Raw genomic sequence first — 22,918 nt, 5'->3', positions numbered from 1 at the left:
CTTGCACCCAGACCGAATGCGATCAGCGCTCTGATCGCCTGAAGTTTTGAAATAACCTCTGCCAGAAATCCTTTGGCAGCAGGACAAACGCGTTGGCCGCAGCGATCCCGCCCAAAATGGTGGCTGCGGCCAATGACGCTATCCAGCCGTAAAGGATTTCGTGCAGAGCGACCGATGCGACAAGCGCGCCGAGGCTGGCTGCTATCTGGCCGACAAAACGCCAGTCGATCATGTTTTCCCGAAAGCCGATGATGATGAATTCCACTGCATATCGGGCAGAGAAAGCCAATGCAGCTCCCGGCAAGCCAAACTGCGCCATAGCGACGTAAAGTACCGCCAGATAGGGAACGACTTCCAGCACATAAAGTACAGCAACATATCGCGAATCCCCGCGTGCCATCGTAAAATTCTGCATCACACCGCTCAGTGATGCGAACCAGAACCCCAGGAGGAGGATACGCGCCAGAAGGACGGAGCGTTCATCAAGTTCATTTCCAAGCCACAGATTAAGAAGCGGCTCGACCATGCAGGAAAGGCCGATGAGGATGGGCGCAAATCCTGTCGCGAAAAGCAGGAGATAGCCCCTTGCGGCTGCGCGTGATTGTTCAGGCCCCAGTTCTGCCATTTTCGGAAACAGCACAATAAGAACTGCACGCGGGATCATCTGTAGCCGGCTGGCTATCTGGAACGGCACCGCATAAGCGGTCACGGCGATTGCGCCTAATTGCGCACCAATCAAGGCCCTGTCTGCCATGACCATGGCGGGTCGCGTGACTGACAGCGCCATGACCCATTTGCCAAAGCCCACCAATTCTCGCAGTGCATCGCGGGCGATCTTCACGCGATGGCCGCGCAACATTTCTTTCCAAAGCCCATAGGCGGCAGGCAGTGTGCCGAGAAAGCGCGCGAGAAGTGTGGCGAGAAGCAGATAATAGAGATCTATCGTCCAAAACAGGGCACATGCCAGCGGCAGCAATTGCGACGCCGAATTGCCGACGAAACTACCAAGCGTCGAATATCCGAACATCGCTCGCCCTGCCAGGCAGCCATACATTGCGGCAAAGATTGTCACCACGAATGTGCAGCCGCCCATTATGACAGCCGAGGCCAGCAATTCGGTGCGTACCTCTTCGCTCACTTCCAGCGGTCCGGCAAAATACAAGGTGGCCAGGACGTAGGTTACGACGGCCAGAACCAGACCCATAAATGCGCTGGCGGCCAGCGCGGTCCATGCCGTTGCGATCTGATCCTCCGCGCGGCCCCTGCCCAAGGCAGCGATACGCTGGGTTGCAGCACGCGCGATCCCGAAATCTGCCTGCCCGACATATATCAGCAACATCCAGCAGACTGCCAAGACGCCGTAGCGTTCAGCCCCCACGGTTGAGATGAACACTGGCACGGTAACGATCGTGATAAGTAGCGGCAGCGCAGTGCTCGCAATTGAGTATGCGCTGTTTCTCGCGACTGCCATTACAGAATGCCAGCCACGCTTACGTTGTTGCAGCGATATTTCGCGGCGCGGCGCCCACTGTTGCCCTGCCCGAAACTGGCGCTCCATTAATCTGCGCGGATTTCATGCCAGCGAGCGAGGCGCCAATGCCCAGCAGACACATCAACCAGATCTTTCCGTCGCTGAAAAATGTCACAGTGAACGCGCCGAAGAACAACAGCAGAATGGAAAAGTTCGCCCCTACAAACATGTTCCGTTCCAAAAGCGATTGCGCCTGAACTGCGCGCTTACCAAGCCCGATCATAATCATGACAACGGCAGCGATCAAAAGAAGCGGGGGAATAGCGCCGCCACTAATGCCCATCGCGAGGAAGTGGGCATCGACGCTTGGCGTCAAATGTTCCGGCCGTTCGAACAGTTCACGGCCAATGCCAAACCAAGGATGATTTTCTACTGATTGAAGCCCGTAATGCCACGTTTGTTGGCGCGTGTATGCCGTCGCTGGATTGATTGTGAGGCGCGATATGACGTTGATGATGCCGCCACTGCTGACGAAGTGCAACGAAATCAGGATTGCAACGACGGTTCCGGAAATAACAGGCCAGCCGATGGCCACGAACCTCCGTTTGATCGCATCGCCCGCGATCAGACCTGCTGCAAGCGCAAGCGACATGATCGCGGCACTGGACAAGGAGAAAAAGCCGCAAACCGCGCCGAGGACGCCAAGAATACGAGGCGCCGACCGGATCCCGCTCATGACGAAGGCAGGAAGCAGGCTCAGCAACATAAGGCCGCCAAGAATTGGATGACCGAATGTTCCATACGACCGCAACAGGCCCATTCGCACCTCGGTGCGGAAGTATAGGGTCGTGGGAGTAGGGCCTTCTGTATAATCGAACACCGGGCCAAACACGCGGGCGAAAAAAGGGCGGGCAATCAGGGTGTGAGACACGCTTTCAATTACCATGATAGCGCCGGCGAGAAAAACTGCCGGAGCAATCATGATGAGCACTCGCCGCGCATCGGTCAGCGATTGGATCGCCGTGCGCGCTATTAGATAGGATCCGACGGTATCGACGAAAACTGTAGCGACTGGGGTCAAGCTTTCAGAAAAGCCGTACACCACGGTCAAGGCGAATGCGGACCAAGTGGCGGATAATATCACAAGATAATCGATTAAGCTGAAGCGCATCCGACCTGCAAATATTTGCGCGCCCACAAAGATCAGCGAAGGCAAGATGACGAGCCGGTAGGAATAGATCTGCAAATCGCCGATCTGCAGCCTGACCTCTGGCGGGAACAGGAATGCCACGTAGACCAACGCCACCAAAGGCAGGACTCGTGCGAGTGGCGGCCTTTCTTGCTGGTTCATTGGTGAAGCCTGTGCTCGCATCATTAATTCCGACGATCTGAGGGATTGGCGTCTGCCACATTGGCAAACTGATGCCGCAACCGTATCGATCGATATCCTTCGTAGAGGGTTGGGAAGCTTCTCAAAAGCGAAAAGACCCTCCGTTTGACACGTTCTTTGCAAGTTGAAACCGTCGTGCGGTCTGCCTGACAGATGGCGCTGATGTCCGCCGGGTCGAGTGGCGGACGCGTTTCCTTGGGGGCGAGGATGGCTTCGGAAAGGATTTCCACGCTCTTTCTGGCGCGATCCTGTGCAACTTTTGACCGTGCTACCAAGTCACTTGCACCCGAGGCCGCGAAGCAATCGGCCAAATCATCAAGAGAATGAAATACGCCGTCGTCGATTCCGGCGGCCAGCAGGGTCTGGTAGTGCTTGCCGTTCTTTTTGCCGTGGCCGGAATATACCGACATCGGCAAAGCAAAGGCCGCAGCGGTAACCGCGCCGTGCAATGACGTGCCAATATATCCGGCGGAACGAGCAATCAGCGCGGCGGTATCCATGACATTCTGGCGATCTTGCGGCAGGAAATAAAGCGTGTCGGCCAGTTCCGGATACCGCGCCGCCAATCGGGCGCCGGCAATTTCCAGAAACCGATAATCTTCGAGGAAATGACAGACAGGCACCATCAACGCCTTTTTCCCTGTCGCCTTGAGGACCTTGGCTACCTCGTCGCACCACTCATCCAGCTCGGCGGCAAAATAGGAATTGGTGGCCTGCACCGCGATGTAGCTTCCGCATTCCAGCCCATCGGGAAGCAGACCCGCGCAGCGCCGTGTCCAGTCATCCTGCGAGAGCATATCCGGCAGGAGGAAGACAGGGTCTACATCGACCGTAAATTTCTCATCCAAGCGCGAATGCGAGCTGGCATCGCGCAGGCTTATCCGGTCGGCCGATTCCAGTAACCGCGCTACCAAGCTATTGTCAGCAGGCCCGTTACGCACACCGACACTGTGCGCGATGAATTTGGTCGTGCTGGTAGTCGCCGCCATTGTCGGGACCAGCCACAGCCGCAAATAGTGACTGAGAGTGGAAAGGGGCACGATGTAGGTGCCGCTATTGTGCCCGCTCGACAACGTCTCGCCGCCGGTCAGGACTAGCACATCTTCGTCAAAGCTGGCCGCGTCAAGCGTGGCGGGCAAGGCTAGCACTGTGTCGAAGCTCAGGATGCGTGCAGCACGCGCAAACGGCGAATACAGCGTAAAGCGCGCACCCGGGATGCGCTTGGCGATTTCATGAGCATAGAGCTCCGGGAAAAGGCAATCGCCGTAATTATCGACATCAAATGTGCCGACCAAGCCGATCTTCACAGGATCTTCCGGACGTCGCATCGTCATGCAGCTTGCTCCACATCGATCGACATGTCGGAAGCAGAATTGTCAAAGCACTCAAGCAGCCACTTCGCCAGCGCGCGCTGGCCGCGCGCATTCAGATGAAGCGCGTCACGTTGCAGGTATGCGCCGCCTTCCGCAGGAGGCTGAAACGCAGCCGCCGGGTCTCGAAAGGCGACGCCTGTTCGTAACGCAACAGAACGCATGGCATTGCGATACGGCTCGATGCGCCTTTCGATGGCGCGGCTGCCGCTGGGCAATGCTGCTAGCAAAAGCACTTCGATGTCCTTTTCTTGAAGGTAGGCAATCGCCTGTTCGAGATCAGCCTTAAAGGAGTCAAGTGTGCGCGGCTCCTTGGGCGAAAGCCAGCCGCGCGGGTCAGCATCATTCGTCCCGAACATCAGCACTGCCACAGTGCTGTCGCCTGCCTGTTGCGCCTGACTCAAGGCATCCTGCGCGGGCGCTCCGCCACGGGCGCGATTATCGACGATGATCTCTATCGCGGCGTTTTGCGAAAATACGTGCGGAAACGCTTCGAGCGGGCTGCCAAGCCTGACGCCGGACATATTGCTATCTCCCAAGAAAAGGACGCGCGTCGGCTGCGAAGGCAAGGTCGGGCAGGCATGAACCGGGGCAAGGGGTTGGGCGAGTTTCATGCGCGATCCGCCACGCGTCCAACCGGGCAATTCATCTCGCACGAGCACTGCGCCTGCAATGCCAACACAGATGCCGATGACCATCAAGGTGATACCGATGCGCTTCATGAGGATCGCTTCGTATCGCGAAAACGAATGTTATTGATCGGCGCTTCGGGCAGTCGGCCATAAGCCAGAATGCCGCGGCATTCTCGCACGACCTTGGCCGGATTGCCGGCGACGATACAGTCGGAAGGCATATTGTCGGCAACGACTGCGCCCGCGCCGACAATGCAGCGATCGCCGATAGACACGCCGGGAAGGATGACAGCGCCACCGCCGATGAAGCATTGCGCCCCTATTGAAACCGGTTTCACAGCGCCTTCTGAATCGCGTGAGAGAATCATGACCTTGAAGGCCACCAGTGTTTGCGCGCCGATTGCAATTGTCTCTCTTGCGCCAGACACAAAGTGTGCGGAAAGGGAAACCTGCGCGCTGGGATCGATCTTCACTCCCTGGCGCAGCATTAGCGTCCGGCGCCTGATAGCCAGCAGCCAATGGCGCAGCCGCCGTATCTGGTTGAGCGAACGCATCAGGCGATTGTCGCAGCTAAGCGGCGGGCGCGCTTGCCAGTCTTTCGCGGCGACCCTATCGCGCGGATATGGTCGATCAACGTCTTACCAGGAAATTGCCCAGATCCCTGCGGCAGAAGGTGCAGCGGCTGGTTCACACCCGGATCTGGAAAATGGACATCCACCCTTCGGCGTGGATTGCCGACGATGCGCTGATTGATCGCACCCATCCTGCCGGGATACACATCGGCGCAAACTGCGTGATCGATCACCATGCCGTGGTTTTGACCCACGATATGTCGCGCGGTCTTTATTGCGATACGCGCATTTGTGACGGTGCGCATGTGGGGGCTAGAGCAATCGTTTTTCCGGGCGTGACGCTGGGTGCCGATTGCCGCGTCGATCCCGGCGCGGTCGTCACCCGCGATGTTGAACCGGGCCAAAGAGTTGCCGGCAATCCGGCCCGCCCTGAAGAAGGCTGAAAAGTTCAACAAGCGGTCCCTATCGCCTTCCACCACTTTTCGTTGTCCAAATACCAGTGCAGCGTTTGGCGCAAGCCATCATCGAATGTATGGGCAGGTACGTAGCCCAGTTCACCGCGCGCCTTGCTTTCATCGATTGCGTAACGGCGATCGTGACCTTTGCGGTCAGTGACGAAGGTCTTGAGTTCGCTCGTGGGGCGCCCGTTTGCTGCGGGGGCATCCGGATAGCGCGCCGCAAGCTCGTCCACCTCGGCAAACGCGCGATCCACCTCGGCGCAGATATGATCGATCACCGCCATATTGGGCAGTTCGGCGCCCCCGCCGATATTGTATGTTTCGCCCGATCGACCCTTGGCAAGACAAGCATCGATCCCGCGGCAATGATCTTCGACATGTAGCCAGTCGCGCACATTCATTCCGTCACCATAAATCGGCAACGGCCGCCCGTGCAGTGCATTGAGCAGGAACAGCGGGATCAGCTTCTCGGGATATTGATAAGGCCCGTAATTGTTCGAACAATTGCTGGTCGTTATCTCCAATCCGAAGGTGTGGTGATAGGCGCGCACGAGGTGATCTGACGCCGCCTTGGATGCCGAATATGGCGAATTGGGCTGGTATTGATGGGCCTCGCTGAACGCGGGATCGTCAGGGCCGAGCGAACCATAAACTTCATCGGTGGAGATGTGGTGGAATCGATGGTCCAGTCCGGTCCCATCATCCAGCCAAACGGCACGGGCAGCTTTGAGCAGGCTATTCGTGCCAAGTATATTCGTGTCGATGAAGGCATCCGGTCCGCTGATGGAGCGATCGACATGGCTTTCAGCGGCAAAGTGGACCAGCGTTGAAATTTCACGCTCGCGCAGCAGGTTTTCGACCAGATCAGTGTCGCGGATATCACCCTTGATGAGCTCTGCCTGCTCAACACCGGCAATCGTGGATTCATTGCCCGCATAAGTCAGGCAATCGAGCACGACCATTGCATCATCCGGGTGATTTTGCGCCCAGTAATGAACGAAATTCCCTCCGATAAATCCGGCGCCGCCAGTTATCAGCAGATTAGCCAAGTGCTTTTTCCTCTAGTAGCATCCGGCGCAGATTAGTGCGCCAATGTGTATAGCCATCTTCCAGCAATTCGCGTGTCTTGCTGCAGTCGAGGAGCGAGAAAGCGGGCCGGGCAGCCGGGGTGGGATATGCGCTTGTCGGGATCGGCGCGATGGGGATCGCCGATGCAAGCAGGCCCAGCGCAAGCGCCTCTTCCTGGATCGCGACGGCGAAATCATACCAGCTGGCAACGCCGGCATCGCTATGATGGAAAGTGCCAGCGGCATCGGCTGCTATCAGCCCCCAGATCGTACGGGCAAGGCCTGGTGCCCAAGTGGGCGCGCCTATCTGATCTGCCACTACGCCCAGCGAAGGTTTTTCCTGCATCAAGCGGAGCATGGTGCGTACGAAATTGGCACCGCCTGACGTGTAGACCCATGCCGTGCGAACCAGCACGTCGCCATGTGCGAGATGATCCTCACCTGCTGCCTTTGTCCGCCCGTAGACGGAAAGGGGTTTGCGCGTGTCATCGGGGCGATATGCGCGGCTGGATGTTCCGTCGAATACGAAATCGGTCGAGAGATGCACCAGCTTGCCCGCAAACGCCTCGCGCACATTCGCCACAGCATCTGCATTGATCGCGCGGGCCGCATCCTCATCGCTCTCAGCCTTGTCGACAGCGGTATAGGCAGCAGCATTGATTACCAGGTCAGGCGCGACTTGCTCCATCAATTCCTTGACGGCGGCGCGGTCTGTCAAATTGCAATCATCGATTTCGATTGTGTGCAATATCGCATCTTCTGGTGCGGTTGCAGCCAATGCGCGGCCTAATTGCCCTCTCGCGCCTGTGATCAGGACTTTCACGCGAAAGGCTCCAATTCCGCAAGGCGTTTGCCAGCGCGATCCTTGGCGGAAAGCTGAATATCCAGCCCATCCAGCGGCCAGTCGATACCTACGTCGGGATCGTCCCATGCCAGCGAATGCTCATCATCCGGCGCATAGGGCGCATCACATTTGTAGAGGAATTCGGTATCGTCTTCCAACGTCAGAAAACCATGTGCAAAGCCCCTCGGGACCCAGAACAAGCGCTTGTTTCGCGCGTTCAATTCCACGCCGGTCCATTGCCCGAAGTTCTGCGATGACTGGCGCATGTCGACGGCCACATCATACACCGCGCCAGTTATGACGCGAACAAGCTTGCCTTGTGCGCCGGGCTTCTGAAAATGCATTCCGCGTAGAACGCCCTTCTGCGAGAGAGAATGATTGTCCTGCACGAATGCGATATCCAGCCCGGCTGCGGCAAATTTGCCCGCATTCCAGCTCTCCATGAAGAAACCGCGTTCATCGCCGAACACCTGCGGCTCTATGATAAGCGGGCCTTCGATATCGCATTCGATGATGTTCATTAGCGCGCGCCTTCGCGCAGCAATGCCATCAGATATTCGCCATAGCCCGATTTCTTGAGCGGCGCGGCGATAGCCTCGAGCCCGGCATCATCGATAAATCCCTGCCGCCATGCGATTTCTTCAGGACAGCAAATCTTCAGCCCCTGTCGCTCCTCGGTGATGCGGACATAGCTGGCAGCATCAAGCAAAGACCCGTGTGTGCCTGTATCAAGCCATGCAAAGCCGCGACCCATCATCTCCACCGACAATGCGCCATCATCCATATACAGCCTGTTGAGGTCGGTGATTTCCAACTCACCACGCGGAGACGGCTGGAGATCGCGGGCTCTGTCAACAACGGTTCCGTCGTAGAAATACAGGCCCGTTACGGCATAGTTGGATTTGGGGTTGGCAGGTTTTTCCTCGAGCGAGGATGCTCTGCCTTCGGCATCAAACGCGACGACGCCATAGGCCTGCGGATCGTTGACGCGATAGGCAAAAACACTCGCGCCGGTTTCGCGGCTCGAAGCGCTCTGAAGTAAACCAGGCAGGCCATGGCCATAAAATATGTTGTCACCCAGAACGAGCGCGCTGGGATTTTCGCCTATGAATTCCGCGCCGATATGAAAGGCTTGTGCCAGTCCTTCCGGCTTGGGCTGGACGGCATAACTGAGGGCCACGCCGAAATCCGAACCGTCTCCGAGCACTCGCTGGAACTGGTTCTGGTCTTCAGGTGTGGTGATGATGAGGATATCGCGAATGCCCGCCAGCATCAGCGTGCTGAGCGGGTAATAGATCATCGGCTTGTCAAAAACCGGCATCAGCTGTTTCGAGACGCCTCTGGTCAGCGGATAGAGCCGTGTGCCGGACCCTCCTGCGAGGATGATTCCCTTGCGTTTGTGCTGCATCGTCTGCTTTTCCGCCATCCTGATCAAATCAGTTCGTTAGGTAAGGGAAGAACCTTAGCGCATTGCAACGGCCCCTGCCCGCGTCAACCGCTAATCTGCTGTCTTGCAACGAAGTATACAGCCTCTTGCGCCTTGCAAATAGAGGATATGAATTGCACTGAGGCTTGCGCCGAGTAACCATCCCGGTTGAACGCTTAAACGGGTAGCAGGATTATGGCGCCGCAGATTGATTCTTGGCTTGCTTCTGAAATGGGAGAAGGTGGCTCTGCTTGCCTTCCCGATTTCTATAGTGATGCCTCAATCGATCTGGCGATCCGCCGGATCCGGTTTCATGGCATTTCTCTGGCCCTTTGTGATACGGTAAAAAACGTAGATAAGTGGCCGCCCCGATTGCGTGGCTCGGTGCTGGACGAAGCGCAAATGCAGGCCTTGTGGGAGGAATCGCATCTCCGCATGCTCCGCCAGCTTTTCGACGCTTTTGAACAGGAGGGTATCCAAGCTGTCGTGATGAAGGGGACTGCGCTGGCTTACAGCGTATATGGCAATCCCGCATGGCGGCGCCGCGGCGATAGCGACATCCTGATCTGCGAAACCCGGCTTGAAGACGCGCGTAGGATCTTGCGCCGCGACGGTTTCAACCTGTCGCCGCCACCACACGGGCTGTTGTTTCAGGAAAGTTGGTATTTCGACACCGGAATAGGGTTTGAGCACGTAGTCGACCTGCACTGGCGCGTGGTGGATTCTCCAAGGCTTCAGACGGTGTTGGGTGCTGACGATATGCTAGAAAACAGCATCCCGCTTCCGCGCCTGCATTCGTCCGCCTGGGCAGCCGATCCGGTGCGAGCGCTGGTGCAAGGTGCGTTTAACCAGTGTGAGCATAGCATATCGGGCTATGCAATAGAGGGCGAGAAAGTGCCGGAGGGCGATCGGCTGATCTGGACAATGGATTACCGGTATCTGTGCAGGACATTGGATGATGAACAGTGGCAAGAACTGGTCCGGCTGGCTGAACGCCACGAGATTTCTGCTGTCATCTGCGCGGCGCTGGATCAGGCTCGTGCGCTGTCGGAGGATTGCGTTCCTAAACCAGTGTTTGCGCAATTGGCTGACAGGCGGCAGGGCGGCAAAGTCATGTCGTATCTTACGCAGGCAAGCCGTCGACGCAGGATTGCCAGCGATTTAGCAGCCAGCAGGGGCATAGGGGACAAGGTGTCTTACGTCTTGCGCCTGATGTTGCCTAATGACGATCATTTGCGCAGCACCTTTCCCCATGCCCGCAACTCACCGAAATTCTTGCTTCGTCTGCGTTGGCTGGTCCGGGCGATGTTTCGCCACCTGAAGCCGGATTCCGCATGAGCCAGATCCATTTCCTGGTTGAAAGGGCTTTGCGTTTTCGTACTGAACTTGCTCGCATCAGTGCTCTGCAGGCAATGGGTGCACTAACGACCCTGACGTTACCGTGGCTGGCTGGGCAATTGCTTGGCGGAGTTGTGGAAGCGCGCATTGGCAGCACTTCCACCATTGTTCTGGCGCTGGTTGCACTGTTGATACTGTCGACACTTTTCAAGATATCGGGCGCAATGGTGTCCGCCAGGACCTCCGCAGTTATTCTCGCTCAATTACGGCTCGACACCTATCGCAAGATCCAGCGTCTGCCGATGAAATTTCACAACCGTAGCAATCAGGGCGAATTGCTATCGCTCATGACTTACGAAATCAGCCGTCTCAGCGATTTCCTGACTAACACCATTGCCACTGTTCCGGCCATGGTGCTGACCGCAGCAGGCGCCATTGTGATCCTGTTTGTAATCGATCCTTTGCTGGCGCTACTGATTCCGATTCTTGTGCCGATTTTCTATATTCTCCTGCGATTTTCCGGACGTAAGCTGCGGGCGAACGCCACGAAGATGCGCGACGCCGAGACTGAGGTGTTCAACAAGGCGGAAATGCATCTCGAAATGCTTTCCGCAACAAAGGCGTTCGCGGTGGAGGATACGCAGTTTGACCTTTATACCGCGGCAATCGAAGACGCGCGGCGCAAGAGTGCACTGAATGAACAGATCAACTCTGTAATTTCGCCTCTAGTGGGGCTCATCGCAGCATTGGCCGCGCTGACTGTCATATTGCTGGGAGGATTACAAATTGGCGAGGGTGGCAGAACACCAGGAGAGCTTTTCAGCGCCCTTTTATATGCGGCACTGCTAACCAGGCCCATTGGCCAAATGGCCGAACTGTGGGGACGATTGCAGCTGGCGCGGGGCACATTGGCGCGGTTGCAGGCCGTCATCACGCTGGAGCCTGAGCAGGGATATGACCGAGGCTTGTTGCCGGACACAGTCCGCGGCGCACTTGCCTTTCGCGACGTCCATTTTTCCTATCCCGGTCGCCAGGTCACCTTAAGGGGTGCCAATCTTGAAATTGCTGCTGGTGAAGTGATCGCAATCACTGGCGAAAACGGAGCCGGGAAATCGACACTCGTCAATTTGCTGTTACGTTTTTACGATGCGGATCAAGGTCAAATTACACTGGACGGGACGCCAATAGAAAACCTTCAGGTTCAGGCGTTGCGGCGATATATCGGCTATGTGCCCCAGCGCACCATGCTCTTCAGTGGAAGTCTGCGTGAGAACGTTGTTTTCGGGTGTCCGCAAGCAAGCGACGAGCAGATTGCCGAGGCGCTTCGACTGTCGCAGGCGGAAGCTTTTGTTGCGGATCTGCCCAAGGGGCTGGATACCCAGATTGGCGATCATGGCGTGCGGTTGTCTGGCGGGCAATGCCAACGCATTGCGCTTACCCGGGCATTGCTGCTGCACCCACAGATCATCATTTTCGATGAAGCCACATCAATGTTCGATCTCGAAAACGAGGCGCTCTTCGTTAAAGCGATCAAGGGTGCCTTATCGGGGCAAACCGTAATTATCATCACCCATCGCAGAGCCTTGCTTGCCCTGGCAGACAGGATTGTAAAGGTCGTGGATGGTCGATTTGAAGAGGTTGCCGCCTCCTAGGCTGCCTGCTGGTTCACCAGCCCGCGCTCGACAAGGTCTTGGATCAAGGCCGTAACATCGCGCTCGATAGTTTCGCGCTTCGCGTCGAACTGCTGTTCGATGGTGTCGCACAGCTCACCAATGGATTTTTGACCGGCATCGAGTGATTGCCACACCTTTCCGCCCACTTCATTGAGGCCGAAATAAATGCCTGTGCCAAGGTCGAGGAGAATTGTTTCTCCGCCTACCTCGCGCCCGACCACATCGTCACCCGGTGCAAAACTGCCTTGCAAATCAATCGCGTCAGTCATTTTGTTCACCTGTTACCAGTCTCGATACCGTGTTGATCACCTTATCCAGTTCGGAATAGCGACGCGGATAGTCAAGCGCGAAGCTGTTCGTCCCCTGTGCAAGCTCCGCTATCCTGCCAAAATGGGCCTTTAACCGATGCCGGTCATCGACATCGAGTATGAAAGAGTGCCGCATCAGATGGGTGAGCGCCTCTGCCGATTGCATGAGTTCGATGCTCGTCGTTTCGCTTTTGCCGGGGCCAAGCAGAAACAAGGCGGAAAGCTGGCACGGCTCGGACCAATGGGGAAGATCCGATCCTGCCGGAATGGCAATCTTGGCCTCATCAGCCGGCGCTGGTCCGCGTGATAACAATTGGGCGGCGCTATCACGAAACAATCGCAGTACGGGGCGGCTGGGGAGTATCGTATAGCCATCCTCATCATGCCTGATTGAAAGCACATCTTCGGTGAGGAAAGGATGGCCTGGGCGCGCAAACGCACCCGCAAGCGTGGTCTTGCCGCCGCGCGACAGGCCAAGAAAACCGATAGCGCCATTGCCGCACCTGACCGCGCTGCCGTGCATATGTAATTGCCCGCGATGATTGTTCAGCATCGGCACGATGGAATTATGAAACAAGACGAGCACTTGATCCTGGTCATCTTCGCGAACAGGGATACCCTCAACTGCCAGGCTATCAGCATCGATGATGAAATCCGCCTGATCCGGGAAGCGAACGCAATAGCCGGTTGCGGTGCGATAGAATTGCGCGGTTTCATAGCCGTCTGGCGAGAGCCAGCGGTCATAAGGTGAATTGGGTAAAGGTTTCTGGGGCCTGGGGCCCAGCATTGAGAAGACCGTCAACTTTCGGTCCCCGCGCCCAGTTCGGCACGCAGGAACCGCGAAATTTCCTCTGGTGTGGCGAAAAGTTCCGGATAGGTTTCAAGTACCAATGCTTCAATCTCGTGAGCCGTGCGTTTATTATCAATCAGCTCGAGAGTCTTGAGGCGCGCGGTTCCCCTGCTATTCATACGCAAAGGTGATTCCGGCCGCGTCTCCAGATCCTTGTCGGTAAGAATGCGGCTTTTCCAGGTGTTCATTCGCTGAATCGGCGCGCCGTCTGCGGGTGTCACCGTCCAGGCAAAAATCCCCTGACCATGACGGATACGGAAGGCGATATCGAAGCTATCGCCCTGCTTCACTTCAATAGGGCGCTGCAGCGGGAAAAAAGCCTGCGGCCGCCTGATGCTTTCCGGAACGATCGGTGAATTGGTCATCCACACATCATCAGCCAACTCGCAGTCAAACCATCCAGCAAGGCCATGCAGCATGCAGTCCCTATCAGTCGTGAGCGTAGCCGAGAACGATAGTGCTTTCTCAACATTTTCATCGAGACGCACTTCGCCCAAATCGGCTTTTTCAGGAAGAATGGCCTGGAATGTGGAGTTTTTGATGCAGGTGTATTGGTCGGCCAAACCCGAACGATCCACCGTTTCGCGCGCGATTTCTATCGCGTCCGAGTGATCGATGCCCCAAACATGGCGAGCGTTGTGTCGCACACATTGGATGCCTAGAACGCCGAAGCCACAGCCAAGGTCAGCCAACGCTTCGCCGCCAGATAGAACACTTGCAATGGTGCGGGCATAGGCATCGTATCGCCGCGGTAAATGGAAATAGCTGAGATGTTCTGCAAGGACCTTAGACATATCTGTCCAGCTCAGCCGGTGATGCTAACCCAGGAAACCGGCGTAAAAATTGGCCCCACCCTGCATCGCAAGGTAAGATCAATGAATTCCACGCGATATCAACCCAGCATTCAAACTGAGGTCATAAGTAATTCGCGAATGTCGGATATTCAGGCGAGATGGTCAGAGTCTCGTCTGGCCGAGTTGGCCATCGCCCCTTGTGCCGCCACTACCGCCGGTAAGGTTGCGAACCGAGCCAAATTCCTTCAGCTGCGGCGTAGAATAGCGAGCCTTGCCCGTATTAATACTTGTCTTGGTAGTCATATCAGGTTTCCTCGTCGCGCTTTTACGCCATCTTTCTATGCAGATAGAGCGCTGCAATTACGTAAATACCCCATAGCTTCCAGATCGGAGTCTCGTCAATCGATAGTTCGCCCCACGCTTCCATCAGCTTATCTATTTTGTCCCGCTCAACAAGACATTCAAATCCTGTATTTTGCGCTTCGACGAGTAATGCGTGAATACCTTCAAGGTTCCCGTCAAAGGTTGTGCTGAATTCCGCTTTGCAGTTTCGTTCGGCAATCTCCCGTGGCAAAATTCCGACGAGGGCCCGCCGATGGATGTATTTGCCAACAGACCCACGCAGACGCATGCGTTCCGGCGTTGTCGCTGAAAATTCGATAAACTTACGTGAAAGCATCGGGTGCCGTGTTTCAAAGCCAAGGCTAGCCGATTGGCGCTCGATCAAATCTAGCGCGAGCGGCAGGAAGGGGAAGGTAAGTTTCTGCACCTTGTGTCGATCACGGTCATGTCTTGGCAAAGAGTCGTCGCGGGCCTTGCTGCGCCGATCGAGTTCGGCTCGCATCTCGGGTGAAAGCCAGGATTCGTCGAGATTTTCAGCATGCGGATCTGACGTGTGCTGCCTCAATTTGGCGCGCAATCGGGCAGGCACCAGCGGACGCAAGAAGCCGCGGGCGACGAGTTCAGCTGTTCGCGGTTTGCCCAGGTCTCGCAAGTCCGCGCGCAGGCTTGTCATGAAGCCAGCAGCATCGCCGCCGCGCAGCGCCTCTCCATAATAACGCCGCGATCCGTCGAGCCATTGATCGCCGCCAACACCTGTAAGTTTGACCATGCAGCCGTCAGCGACCAGTTGCTGATCCATTTCCAGCGACATGGCGCCATTGGGATACGTAGGGATATCGCGATATTGTCGCGCCTGCTCGTTGAACCAACTGAGCGGCGGTCGGGCAAGAGGGAAAGAGCTGATATGTCGACCTGTTGTGCGAGCCACGGCATCGACGAAGCGCTGTTCATCTGCTGGCGAGCCTTCCGACCCTCTCAATGTGTAGCCGCGCAGTTCGTGGGAGCCTAGTTCACCGCGTTTCATCAAAGCGTTCGCCATGACAAAAATTGCCGATGAATCGAGCCCGCCGCTCACTTCGACAGCCAGCGGCGAATGCGTGCGTGAAGCTCTTTTTACGCAGTCTGCAAACACTTCGCGGTAGTGCTCGAAATATTCTCCGTCGCTGCGATAGTTTAGCGTTACCTCAGTGGGCAGCGACCAGTACCGCTTGATCGATAGCTGTCCGCCAGCAAGTTGCAAATTGTGAGCGGGCGGCAGCCGTTTGACTTCGCGCCAGACAGTTTCATCGATTGAATACCAGCGATCTGACATGATTTCGGCCATGAAACCGGGGTTCGGTTGCGGCTCACGACCCAGCGCTGCCACCACCGCGCCGGTGCTTGAACCAAACGCAAGCTGAATCCCGTCAAAATGATAATAGAAGGGGCGCAGGCCCTGATGATCGCGCACACAAAACAGTTCGCGCTGTTTGGTGTCCCAAATGGCGAATGCGAATTCGCCATCAATCCGGCTAGCGCATTCGCGTCCCCATAGGCGGTAAGCCTGCAGCACGAGTTCTGCATCTGCGGCCGAGCGAAGACGCGATCCGGCCTGTCTCAGCATCGCCGTTAGTTCGGCATGGTTCGCCAGATAACCGTGCAATACAACTACCAGATGGCCGTCCACACTGGCCAGCGGCTGCTCGGCTTCCAGCGCTTGCGCCGTACTGTAAAGCGGGCGGTGCGTTAATGCTGCATCTTCGCCTTGCCAGTTGAAGGTGTCGGCATGTGAGGGGGCGGGAATCGCCGCGGCCATTGCGCGGATTAGCTCAACCGTCGATGCACCACCGCCCGGCCTGATAATGCCAGCAAAGCCGCTCACTTCAATTTACCTGTTCGGATCCCATCCGGCAAAGGTCTTGGTCGACCGTGAAGGTCGAGATAGGCTGGGTCGCCCATCTTTGCCTTCAACTGCGTCGACAGCATTGTTCTCTCCTGTTCGTGAGTCCTGACCTTTGCTCATCTCCACGCATCCCTGCGACAGCGCGATGACAATGTCGATACTTGGCCAGCGCGCTTGCGCGTGACATAGCCGCTTCATGGCCTCTGATGCACCAGACGATCCGATAGCGCGGCCATTGTCGGCGCCAAGGCCGGCGGGGGGAATGACCGGGTTGGCAATGTTGTGCCTGCGCGCCATCAAACATCTCGTCACAGCCCGCTTTCAACATCATAATTTTCATACGAATGATGTCGATGGGCGTAACACGCGGGCGCAACTGCAAGGCCGCTCGCCAGCAAATGCACACTCTTTGGACCGCAATATGGTGCTTGAACTGTCCTGGGTGCTGCCGCGCGTAGCGTATCGCATGCCCTTCCGTTCCGATTGCCTTGTGCAGGCCATGGCGGCGCAGGACTGGCTGTTGGAACAAGGGATCGCCAGCAGCATTGTCATCGGGGTCGTTGGCGGGGAGGGCCGCGCTTTCGAATCACATGCCTGGCTGACGTATGGCAGGGAAATAGTTACTGGCGGAGATGTCGAAGCTTACCGGCCAATTCTTGGCTAACGGCGGCAGGCTGTGACTTTCTTGCGACGGTTAAGTCCGCGGAAAGGAACTTTTTACGCATTTCCCCGTAGTTACCATTGCGCGGCATGCTGCATTGCGGTATTGCTGAATTGTTGAATTGATTTTGGAGCCGTTGAAATGTTGAAGAAATTTCTTGCCGCAACCGCCGCTGCTGGCCTCGTGTTGGCACCTATTGCCGCACAAGCCAATACGCGTGCGGATACCGCAGGTGTCTCGCTCGACCGTGCTTCTGCTAATATGCCAGCTGGCGAAAATCTGGGTGGCGGGAGCGATGCGCTGCTCATTCTCATCGCGCTTCTGATCGCTGCCGGCGTCGTTGTCGTCGTGATTGGGGATTCTGATGAAGACGATGCTTCGCCGGGTACTGGCGGCTAGACTGCACGTCACATCCAAACGCTTCAAGGGCAGCTCGCAATCTTCATTGCGGGCTGTTTTTGTTTGTGCATCAATCGCCTCTCTTACACATCCGCAATTTCTTGCTGATTTGACAGGCAAAATTTAACTGAAATCGCAATGACGCTGGAGCCGCACGCACCGATGCCGGGCAAATCGTTTTTCCGCCTACGGATTGGCATCGTGCTGCAATTGCAGGCCCTGCTGGCGCTTGCCATTTCTCTTGGCGGAGGCGGTGTTGCCTATGGTCTCCATAATCTCGCTATCCAGCTTTTCGCCCTTACCATCCTTGCGATGAATCGTGGTGCGGTAGTCGGCTTTGCTCGCAATGGACCACGCTGGCTGCTTGTGCTGGTGATTGTCACTATGGCTCTGCCTCTTATCCAGCTTGTCCCGCTGCCTTCCGGATTATGGCAGGCACTTCCGGGTCGCGAATTGGTGGTAGCAAGTTTTGCCGTGCTCGGGCTGGAGGAGGGGCAGTGGTTTCCTGTCAGTGTAGACAGGGCGCGGACACTCGTCGCCTTTTGCGGCACGCTGGCACCGGCTACGATGATTGTGCTGGGGAGCATGCTGGTTTTACCTGACAGGTTACGTCTCGTGCGAACTTTTATCGTGCTGGCATTGGCTGCGTTGCTTCTGGGTATAGTCCAGCTCGGCTCGGCCAACAGCTTTGGCCTGCTTTATCCCATCACATCCAAGCCTGATGTTCTCTACGCCACATTCGCCAATCGCAATTCAACGGGCTTGCTCTTCGTGCTGGCGCTCGCTCTTCTTGTGGCCAGCCCCATACCCCATCGCCGCGAATGGTTGCTGGCGAGCGTAGGGGCAGGGTCCATACTTGCGGTAGGCGTCATCATCACGCAGTCACGATCTTCCATGGTGCTGCTGGCTATCGTCCTGGCATTCACTGCCTTCAGAGTCGTCTCAACCATATTGAAGGGCCGGCGAGGGGCACGTCCCGTTGTTAATCCTGCAGGGATCCTTGCTGGCGTTGCTGGGCTCGGTATCCTGCTCGCAATTCTTGGCTCTGCCGCGATGGGTGGGCGTGCAGCAGACAGCTTTGAGAGATTCACCCAAGGTCAGACCGATCGCCCGGAGATGTGGGAGGATGGCATCTACGCTGCGCAAGCATATTGGCCTGTGGGCAGCGGCATGGGCACCTTCGATGAGGTGTTCCAGGTCTATGAATCGCTTGAATACGTTTCTCCGCGCCGCGCTGGCCGGGCGCATAATGATTTTATCGAAATTGCGATAGAAGGCGGCATCTTTACCTTGCTTCTGTCGCTCGTCTGGCTCGGCTGGAGCGCTCGTGCTGCGCTCGGAAACAGCTTAGCTGGTGCGAAGTGGCTGAATTGGGGTGCAGGCGTAGGGATCGGCTGCATCGCGCTGCAATCATTGCTGGACTATCCGCTTCGCAATCAATCGCTTTTATGTGCGGCGGCGTTGCTCATTGTCCTGCTTGCCCCACTGCCAAGGGATGCAACATGATCTACAGGCTGTTCTGGTTTGCTACCATCGCCGCGCTTGCGGTGGTTACCGTCTTCGCGCAGCTCGATCGCAAGGCGCGCTTTGCGCCCGCCCTCGCGCCGATAGTGCCAGCCGCCTTCAGTGGTTTCGCTGCTGAACAGCGCGCACGTATTGCCCTGGTGGTGCAGGATGGAGCGACTGCAGAGGCCGAAGCGCGCGCTCTGGTAGAAAAACGCCCGATTGCGGCAGAGCATCTGGCGAAGCTGTCGCTGGCAGCCGCGATGAACGATCATGGCGACACCAGTGTTGCGGCGCTTGAAGCGGCAAGCGTGCGCGGATGGCGGGAGCCGATTGCGCAATATGCGTCCGCCCGGGCAGCGCTGGTAGAAGGCGCGCATGACATTGCCGCCCAGCGCGTAAGTGCATTGCTTGCCACTGGCAAGATGAACGAACCGGCACTGGATGTAGCCGCCCGGCTCATTACGACACCGGAAGGCCAGGAGGCTTTTGCCCGCCGTCTCGCAGCCTTTGGCCGTTGGCAGGCCAACGCGCTTTCACCGCTGTCCCAGAAGGCCGACCCTGCCGATTTGGCCGCCACACTCGCGCTCGCGCTGGACCAGGGTGCGAACCTTGATTGTTCGCACCTTCGTCGCGTGACCGAAACTATCGAAAAGTCCGAAGGCGAAGAGGTCGCAACCGCATTGCGCGAACAATGCGATGCGCGCTGAAAGCTGAGGGCCTAGTTACTTTCCGGGACTGCAAAGGTGCCTGAAACTCGTCCCGCACTTTCACCATTTGCGGGCTGCGATCCGGCACCGTCGACGCTGGAAAGCCCTGAGTTGAGATCGATTACCAAGCGTCCACCATTCAGCGTATCGCTGCCGCGGCGCAGTGCCACGCCGCCCGAGAGCACGATCACGCGGCGGTTGAAATCATAGACGCCGGCATCGCCCCGCGCACGCTCGCTCCCGCGCTCGACCACTACACCGCCGGTTGCGTCGATCCTTTGGATTTGCAAGCTGCCTGCGCTATTGTAGGCAACAGTCGTGCGGGCTGCGGTCAACCGCAGATCGCCCTGCCGGATCACCACATCTCCTGACAGCACAACGCGGTTCTGGCGATCCTGCAATTCGATCCGGTCAGCAGCGTAAGAAACTGGCTGGCTTGAATCGAAACCGGCAATATTCTGCGCACCAGCGACTGAACCAAAGCCCAGTGCGGCAATGCCGCCTGCCAGCAAGCCACCGGCAAGCCCGCGCAGCGCAAGACGTGACAGGGCAGGACGATTGTGGGCGTTGGTCTGTTTCATTGTCTGCTCCGTCATCAGTGTAGGTTCTTGTCCGCTGCGCATCAGTTCATCCCGCTTGGCAAGCGGAGTTTCCCCGGCACCATGACCAGCCTTGCCTCGCCGTCAAGCAGGACAGTGCGTTCTGCAAGATCAGCGCGCATGGAATTTGCTTCGAATGTGCCTGCCGGAACCACGCCGACAACACGTCCCTGACCCAGCACCGTGCGGTTAGCCAGGTCCATCGTGACGTTGCGGGCGGACATTTGATAGCCATCCGCAGCGGTAAATTCGACAAGGCCGGGCACTATCACCTGCTGATCATTGATTTCATAACTGCCCACATTGGCGGAAAGCACTGCCGGCCCTTCGGGCAGCACTATGCGTGCGACCAGTCTTTCAAGTTCGACCTGCGGAACACTGGCACTGCGCTGCACTGCCTCACCTGCCATCAGCGAAAAGGGGCGCCCCTGCTGGTCCTGCCCGCGATACATTGCATCGTCCACCCGCAGTCGATCTTCCGCAATGGCGACCTTGTTGCGATCAAGCAGGAAGCTGAGTTCACCACGCGGGCTGAGCGGGGTAATCAGCATCATTGCAGCGATCACGCCGACCAGGGCAGGCAGCCCTATCGCCATCGCGCGCACGATTCGGTCCAGCGCACCGCCCGGCGCGGCAAATGCCTGGCGCTTCGTGCGCATTTGGTCTGCCTCGAGGGTCATCGCCTAATCCTAACGCCCGAGCAGATTACTCATGGCTGAAAATATCCTTGTCGGCCCATCCGGCCATGTCGAGCTGCGCGCGGGTGGGGAGGAATTCATAGGCGGCTTGCGCCAGTTCCATCCGGCCTTCGCGTTCCAGCCTTTCGATCAGCACTTCGCGCAAGCGGTGGAGGAAACGCACGTCAGAAGCAGCATAATCGCGCTGCGCCTCATTCAATTCGGGTGCGCCCCAATCGCTGGATTGTTGCTGCTTGGAAATATCCGCGCCCAGCAATTCGGACACGATCATCTTGAGCCCGTGGCGGTCAGTGTAGGTGCGCACCAGCTTGCTGGCGATCTTGGTGCAGAAAACCGGTGCTGCCACAACGCCCAGATAATATTGGATCGCCGCAAGATCAAAACGGGCATAGTGATAAATCTTCACCCGTGCAGGATCGGCCAGCACCGCTTTCAGATTGGGCGCATCATAGGCGCTGCCCTTGGCAAAGCGCACCAGATGTTCGTCCCCCCCCCCATCGGAAATCTGCACAAGGCACAGCCTGTCGCGATGGGTAATTAGGCCCATGGTTTCGGTATCGACAGCCAGGGGGCCATCAGCGAGCACGCCTTCGGGAAGGTCTTCTTCGTGAAAATATACAGCCATGGCCCGCTCCCTTAGGCGTATTGGGGATTGGAGGGAAGGGCGGCTTTGCGTGAGGCGATACTCCGCCTAAACCCTGATGCGTGATCGAGAATATTCCCGAAAGCTGGCGAGCCACGCTGGAGCCTGTAATCTCCACGCCCGAAGCGCGGCGGCTGGGCGGCTGGCTGCGCGAGGAAGAAAATGCGGGCAAGGCGATATTTCCGCCGCAGGGGACGCGGTTGCACGCGCTGGAACTGACCCCGCTGGATAAGGTCAAGATCGTCATATTGGGGCAGGACCCCTATCATGGGCCGGGACAGGCGCATGGCCTCAGCTTCTCGGTGCCCGATGGGATCAAACCGCCGCCATCGCTGGTAAATATTTTCAAGGAGATGGAAAGCGATCTTGGATTGGCGCGCCCTGCGCAAGGTAATCTGGCAGGCTGGGCGCGACAGGGTGTGCTGCTGCTCAACAATACACTGACCGTGGAGCAAGGACAGGCTGGCAGCCATGCCCGACGCGGCTGGGATGCGATCACTGATGCCTGCGTGATGGCAGTGGCACAGCGCGAAGTGCCGAGCGTTTTCATCCTGTGGGGCAGCCATGCCCAGGCCAAGGCAAACCGCATCGCCGCCTTGCGCGATAACAACCGGCATTTGCTCATCAAGAGCCCGCATCCCAGCCCGCTTTCTGCCTATCGCGGCTTCTTTGGCTCGCAACCGTTCAGCCGTGCCAATGCCTTTCTTGCAGATCATGGCCGGGGCCGTGTCGACTGGCAGATCTGACGGGCGGTAGATGGCGGCATCAGGGTGACAAAGGTTACACTGGGTAACCCTCTCCATGTGGCTAGAAGTGGTTGAAATATAGGCAGGAAAAGATGGAGGCGTATGGGTGACACATGCGGCGGTATTTCTTGCGAATGTCGATCGGGCAAACATGCTGCGGCTTTGACAGACCACCATGGTGTAGGACACCATGCCTGCTATGACAGTTGCTGACGCCAGACTGGCTCTGAACGAGCGCCTCGCTGAACTTGATCGGCTCGACAGGCTGAGCGCCGAGGGGCGTGAACCCGTTACCCTTCAACAGGATAGCGTTGGGCGATTATCACGCATGGATGCGATGCAGCAGCAGGCCATGGCGCAGGCCGAGGGCCGCCGCCGACAGGCTGAAAGAGCGCGCATCGCCGCGGCAATTGCACGGCTTGAGGAAGGCGAATGGGGTTTTTGCATGACCTGCGGGGAGACCATAGCGCAAGGCCGCCTCGCCAATGATCCGGCCGTGGCGAATTGCATCGGATGTGCCAGCGCAAACCAATGAGAGGGGC

General features: G+C 57.4%; 26 protein-coding genes. 9 read left to right on the top strand and 17 right to left on the bottom strand.

The features are described 5' to 3' along the window. Nucleotides 1-22: 22 nt before the first annotated feature. Genes CP97_RS01405 through CP97_RS01385 form a run of 5 tightly spaced genes read right to left on the bottom strand, consistent with a single transcriptional unit; the run spans nucleotide 23 to nucleotide 5,417 of the window. Nucleotides 23-1,471, bottom strand: a complete 1,449-nt coding sequence (locus CP97_RS01405) for an oligosaccharide flippase family protein (protein ID WP_048884478.1) — start codon at nucleotides 1,469-1,471, stop codon at nucleotides 23-25. Nucleotides 1,472-1,490: 19 nt separating this feature from the next. Next, nucleotides 1,491-2,822 carry an O-antigen ligase family protein gene (locus tag CP97_RS01400; RefSeq protein WP_048884477.1) on the bottom strand — a complete coding sequence of 444 codons (1,332 nt, stop codon included), beginning with the start codon at nucleotides 2,820-2,822 and terminating at the stop codon, nucleotides 1,491-1,493. A gap of 23 nt (nucleotides 2,823-2,845) precedes the next feature. Next, on the bottom strand, nucleotides 2,846-4,195 hold the full coding sequence (locus CP97_RS01395) for a polysaccharide pyruvyl transferase family protein (RefSeq protein ID WP_048884476.1): 1,350 nt from the start codon (nucleotides 4,193-4,195) through the stop codon (nucleotides 2,846-2,848). After that, entirely contained in the window at nucleotides 4,192-4,953 is a 762-nt protein-coding gene (locus CP97_RS01390) for an SGNH/GDSL hydrolase family protein (RefSeq protein ID WP_048884475.1), read from the bottom strand. Before CP97_RS01390 ends, CP97_RS01395 begins: the two co-directional genes overlap by 4 nt. Continuing rightward, nucleotides 4,950-5,417: a DapH/DapD/GlmU-related protein gene (locus CP97_RS01385; RefSeq protein WP_048884474.1), complete on the bottom strand. Its 468-nt coding sequence runs from the start codon at nucleotides 5,415-5,417 to the stop codon at nucleotides 4,950-4,952. The genes CP97_RS01390 and CP97_RS01385 overlap by 4 nt, the downstream gene beginning before the upstream one ends. A gap of 152 nt (nucleotides 5,418-5,569) precedes the next feature. Between CP97_RS01385 and CP97_RS01380 the strand changes: the two genes are divergently transcribed. After that, the gene (locus CP97_RS01380) at nucleotides 5,570-5,878 is read left to right on the top strand and encodes an acyltransferase (RefSeq protein WP_227819637.1); all 309 of its coding nucleotides are present in this window, start codon (nucleotides 5,570-5,572) and stop codon (nucleotides 5,876-5,878) included. Between the two features lie 5 nt (nucleotides 5,879-5,883). Here CP97_RS01380 and rfbB read toward each other — a convergent pair whose 3' ends face one another. The 4 genes from rfbB to rfbA are packed head-to-tail and all read right to left on the bottom strand — an operon-like array spanning nucleotide 5,884 to nucleotide 9,212. Beyond that, a complete protein-coding gene (rfbB, locus tag CP97_RS01375) occupies nucleotides 5,884-6,942 on the bottom strand; it encodes a dTDP-glucose 4,6-dehydratase (RefSeq protein WP_048884472.1) in 1,059 nt (352 codons plus the stop codon). Next, the gene (rfbD, locus tag CP97_RS01370) at nucleotides 6,935-7,783 is read right to left on the bottom strand and encodes a dTDP-4-dehydrorhamnose reductase (protein ID WP_048884471.1); all 849 of its coding nucleotides are present in this window, start codon (nucleotides 7,781-7,783) and stop codon (nucleotides 6,935-6,937) included. Before rfbD ends, rfbB begins: the two co-directional genes overlap by 8 nt. Beyond that, a complete protein-coding gene (gene rfbC / locus CP97_RS01365) occupies nucleotides 7,780-8,325 on the bottom strand; it encodes a dTDP-4-dehydrorhamnose 3,5-epimerase (protein ID WP_048884470.1) in 546 nt (181 codons plus the stop codon). Before rfbC ends, rfbD begins: the two co-directional genes overlap by 4 nt. Continuing rightward, nucleotides 8,325-9,212, bottom strand: a complete 888-nt coding sequence (gene rfbA / locus CP97_RS01360; protein WP_048886603.1) for a glucose-1-phosphate thymidylyltransferase RfbA — start codon at nucleotides 9,210-9,212, stop codon at nucleotides 8,325-8,327. The genes rfbC and rfbA overlap by 1 nt, the downstream gene beginning before the upstream one ends. A gap of 213 nt (nucleotides 9,213-9,425) precedes the next feature. On the opposite strand from rfbA, the gene CP97_RS01355 reads away from it, so the two are divergent. Continuing rightward, a complete protein-coding gene (locus CP97_RS01355; protein WP_048884469.1) occupies nucleotides 9,426-10,568 on the top strand; it encodes a nucleotidyltransferase family protein in 1,143 nt (380 codons plus the stop codon). After that, nucleotides 10,565-12,220 (top strand): ABC transporter ATP-binding protein, encoded by a 1,656-nt coding sequence (locus CP97_RS01350; protein ID WP_082863672.1) that lies wholly within the window; start codon nucleotides 10,565-10,567, stop codon nucleotides 12,218-12,220. The genes CP97_RS01355 and CP97_RS01350 overlap by 4 nt, the downstream gene beginning before the upstream one ends. On the opposite strand, the gene CP97_RS01345 is transcribed toward CP97_RS01350, so the two are convergent. From CP97_RS01345 to CP97_RS01330, 5 genes are all read right to left on the bottom strand, one after another. Further along, a complete protein-coding gene (locus CP97_RS01345) occupies nucleotides 12,217-12,510 on the bottom strand; it encodes a PqqD family protein (RefSeq protein ID WP_048884468.1) in 294 nt (97 codons plus the stop codon). The genes CP97_RS01350 and CP97_RS01345 overlap by 4 nt on opposite strands. Then, the gene (locus tag CP97_RS01340) at nucleotides 12,503-13,336 is read right to left on the bottom strand and encodes a hypothetical protein (RefSeq protein WP_048884467.1); all 834 of its coding nucleotides are present in this window, start codon (nucleotides 13,334-13,336) and stop codon (nucleotides 12,503-12,505) included. Before CP97_RS01340 ends, CP97_RS01345 begins: the two co-directional genes overlap by 8 nt. Before the next feature lie 11 nt (nucleotides 13,337-13,347). After that, nucleotides 13,348-14,193 (bottom strand): methyltransferase, encoded by an 846-nt coding sequence (locus tag CP97_RS01335; protein ID WP_048884466.1) that lies wholly within the window; start codon nucleotides 14,191-14,193, stop codon nucleotides 13,348-13,350. 162 nt (nucleotides 14,194-14,355) lie between these two features. Further along, a complete protein-coding gene (locus CP97_RS16065; protein ID WP_149036395.1) occupies nucleotides 14,356-14,496 on the bottom strand; it encodes a lasso RiPP family leader peptide-containing protein in 141 nt (46 codons plus the stop codon). 22 nt (nucleotides 14,497-14,518) lie between these two features. Next, entirely contained in the window at nucleotides 14,519-16,396 is a 1,878-nt protein-coding gene (locus tag CP97_RS01330) for an asparagine synthetase B family protein (protein WP_048884465.1), read from the bottom strand. A 283-nt stretch (nucleotides 16,397-16,679) separates the two neighbouring features. On the opposite strand from CP97_RS01330, the gene CP97_RS01325 reads away from it, so the two are divergent. The 4 genes from CP97_RS01325 to CP97_RS01310 all read left to right on the top strand — a co-directional run bounded on the left by CP97_RS01325 (nucleotide 16,680) and on the right by CP97_RS01310 (nucleotide 19,690). Continuing rightward, nucleotides 16,680-17,081, top strand: a complete 402-nt coding sequence (locus CP97_RS01325) for a lasso peptide biosynthesis B2 protein (protein ID WP_048884464.1) — start codon at nucleotides 16,680-16,682, stop codon at nucleotides 17,079-17,081. A 138-nt stretch (nucleotides 17,082-17,219) separates the two neighbouring features. Continuing rightward, the gene (locus tag CP97_RS01320; RefSeq protein WP_048884463.1) at nucleotides 17,220-17,477 is read left to right on the top strand and encodes a hypothetical protein; all 258 of its coding nucleotides are present in this window, start codon (nucleotides 17,220-17,222) and stop codon (nucleotides 17,475-17,477) included. Nucleotides 17,478-17,639: 162 nt separating this feature from the next. Continuing rightward, nucleotides 17,640-18,983: an O-antigen ligase family protein gene (locus tag CP97_RS01315; RefSeq protein ID WP_161485420.1), complete on the top strand. Its 1,344-nt coding sequence runs from the start codon at nucleotides 17,640-17,642 to the stop codon at nucleotides 18,981-18,983. Next, entirely contained in the window at nucleotides 18,980-19,690 is a 711-nt protein-coding gene (locus tag CP97_RS01310) for a hypothetical protein (RefSeq protein ID WP_048884461.1), read from the top strand. The genes CP97_RS01315 and CP97_RS01310 overlap by 4 nt, the downstream gene beginning before the upstream one ends. An 11-nt stretch (nucleotides 19,691-19,701) precedes the next feature. Here the strand turns inward: CP97_RS01310 and CP97_RS01305 are convergent, their stop codons facing one another. The 3 genes from CP97_RS01305 to CP97_RS01295 are packed head-to-tail and all read right to left on the bottom strand — an operon-like array spanning nucleotide 19,702 to nucleotide 21,612. Next, nucleotides 19,702-20,271 carry an LptA/OstA family protein gene (locus CP97_RS01305; protein WP_048886601.1) on the bottom strand — a complete coding sequence of 190 codons (570 nt, stop codon included), beginning with the start codon at nucleotides 20,269-20,271 and terminating at the stop codon, nucleotides 19,702-19,704. Between the two features lie 41 nt (nucleotides 20,272-20,312). Continuing rightward, nucleotides 20,313-20,969, bottom strand: coding sequence for an LPS export ABC transporter periplasmic protein LptC (gene lptC, locus CP97_RS01300; protein WP_048884460.1), 657 nt, complete (start codon nucleotides 20,967-20,969; stop codon nucleotides 20,313-20,315). Nucleotides 20,970-20,994: 25 nt separating this feature from the next. Further along, a complete protein-coding gene (locus CP97_RS01295) occupies nucleotides 20,995-21,612 on the bottom strand; it encodes a ribonuclease D (protein ID WP_048884459.1) in 618 nt (205 codons plus the stop codon). Between the two features lie 80 nt (nucleotides 21,613-21,692). On the opposite strand from CP97_RS01295, the gene CP97_RS01290 reads away from it, so the two are divergent. Beyond that, the gene (locus CP97_RS01290; RefSeq protein WP_048884458.1) at nucleotides 21,693-22,376 is read left to right on the top strand and encodes a uracil-DNA glycosylase; all 684 of its coding nucleotides are present in this window, start codon (nucleotides 21,693-21,695) and stop codon (nucleotides 22,374-22,376) included. 199 nt (nucleotides 22,377-22,575) lie between these two features. Then, complete coding sequence (locus tag CP97_RS01285; RefSeq protein WP_048884457.1) at nucleotides 22,576-22,911, top strand: TraR/DksA C4-type zinc finger protein; 336 nt, start codon at nucleotides 22,576-22,578, stop codon at nucleotides 22,909-22,911. The last annotated feature ends 7 nt before the right edge of the window (nucleotides 22,912-22,918 follow it).

The sequence above is a fragment of the Aurantiacibacter atlanticus genome (assembly GCF_001077815.2).
In the GTDB taxonomy this organism is placed as follows: domain Bacteria; phylum Pseudomonadota; class Alphaproteobacteria; order Sphingomonadales; family Sphingomonadaceae; genus Alteraurantiacibacter; species Alteraurantiacibacter atlanticus.
This window is presented reverse-complemented; position numbering and strand designations above follow the sequence as displayed.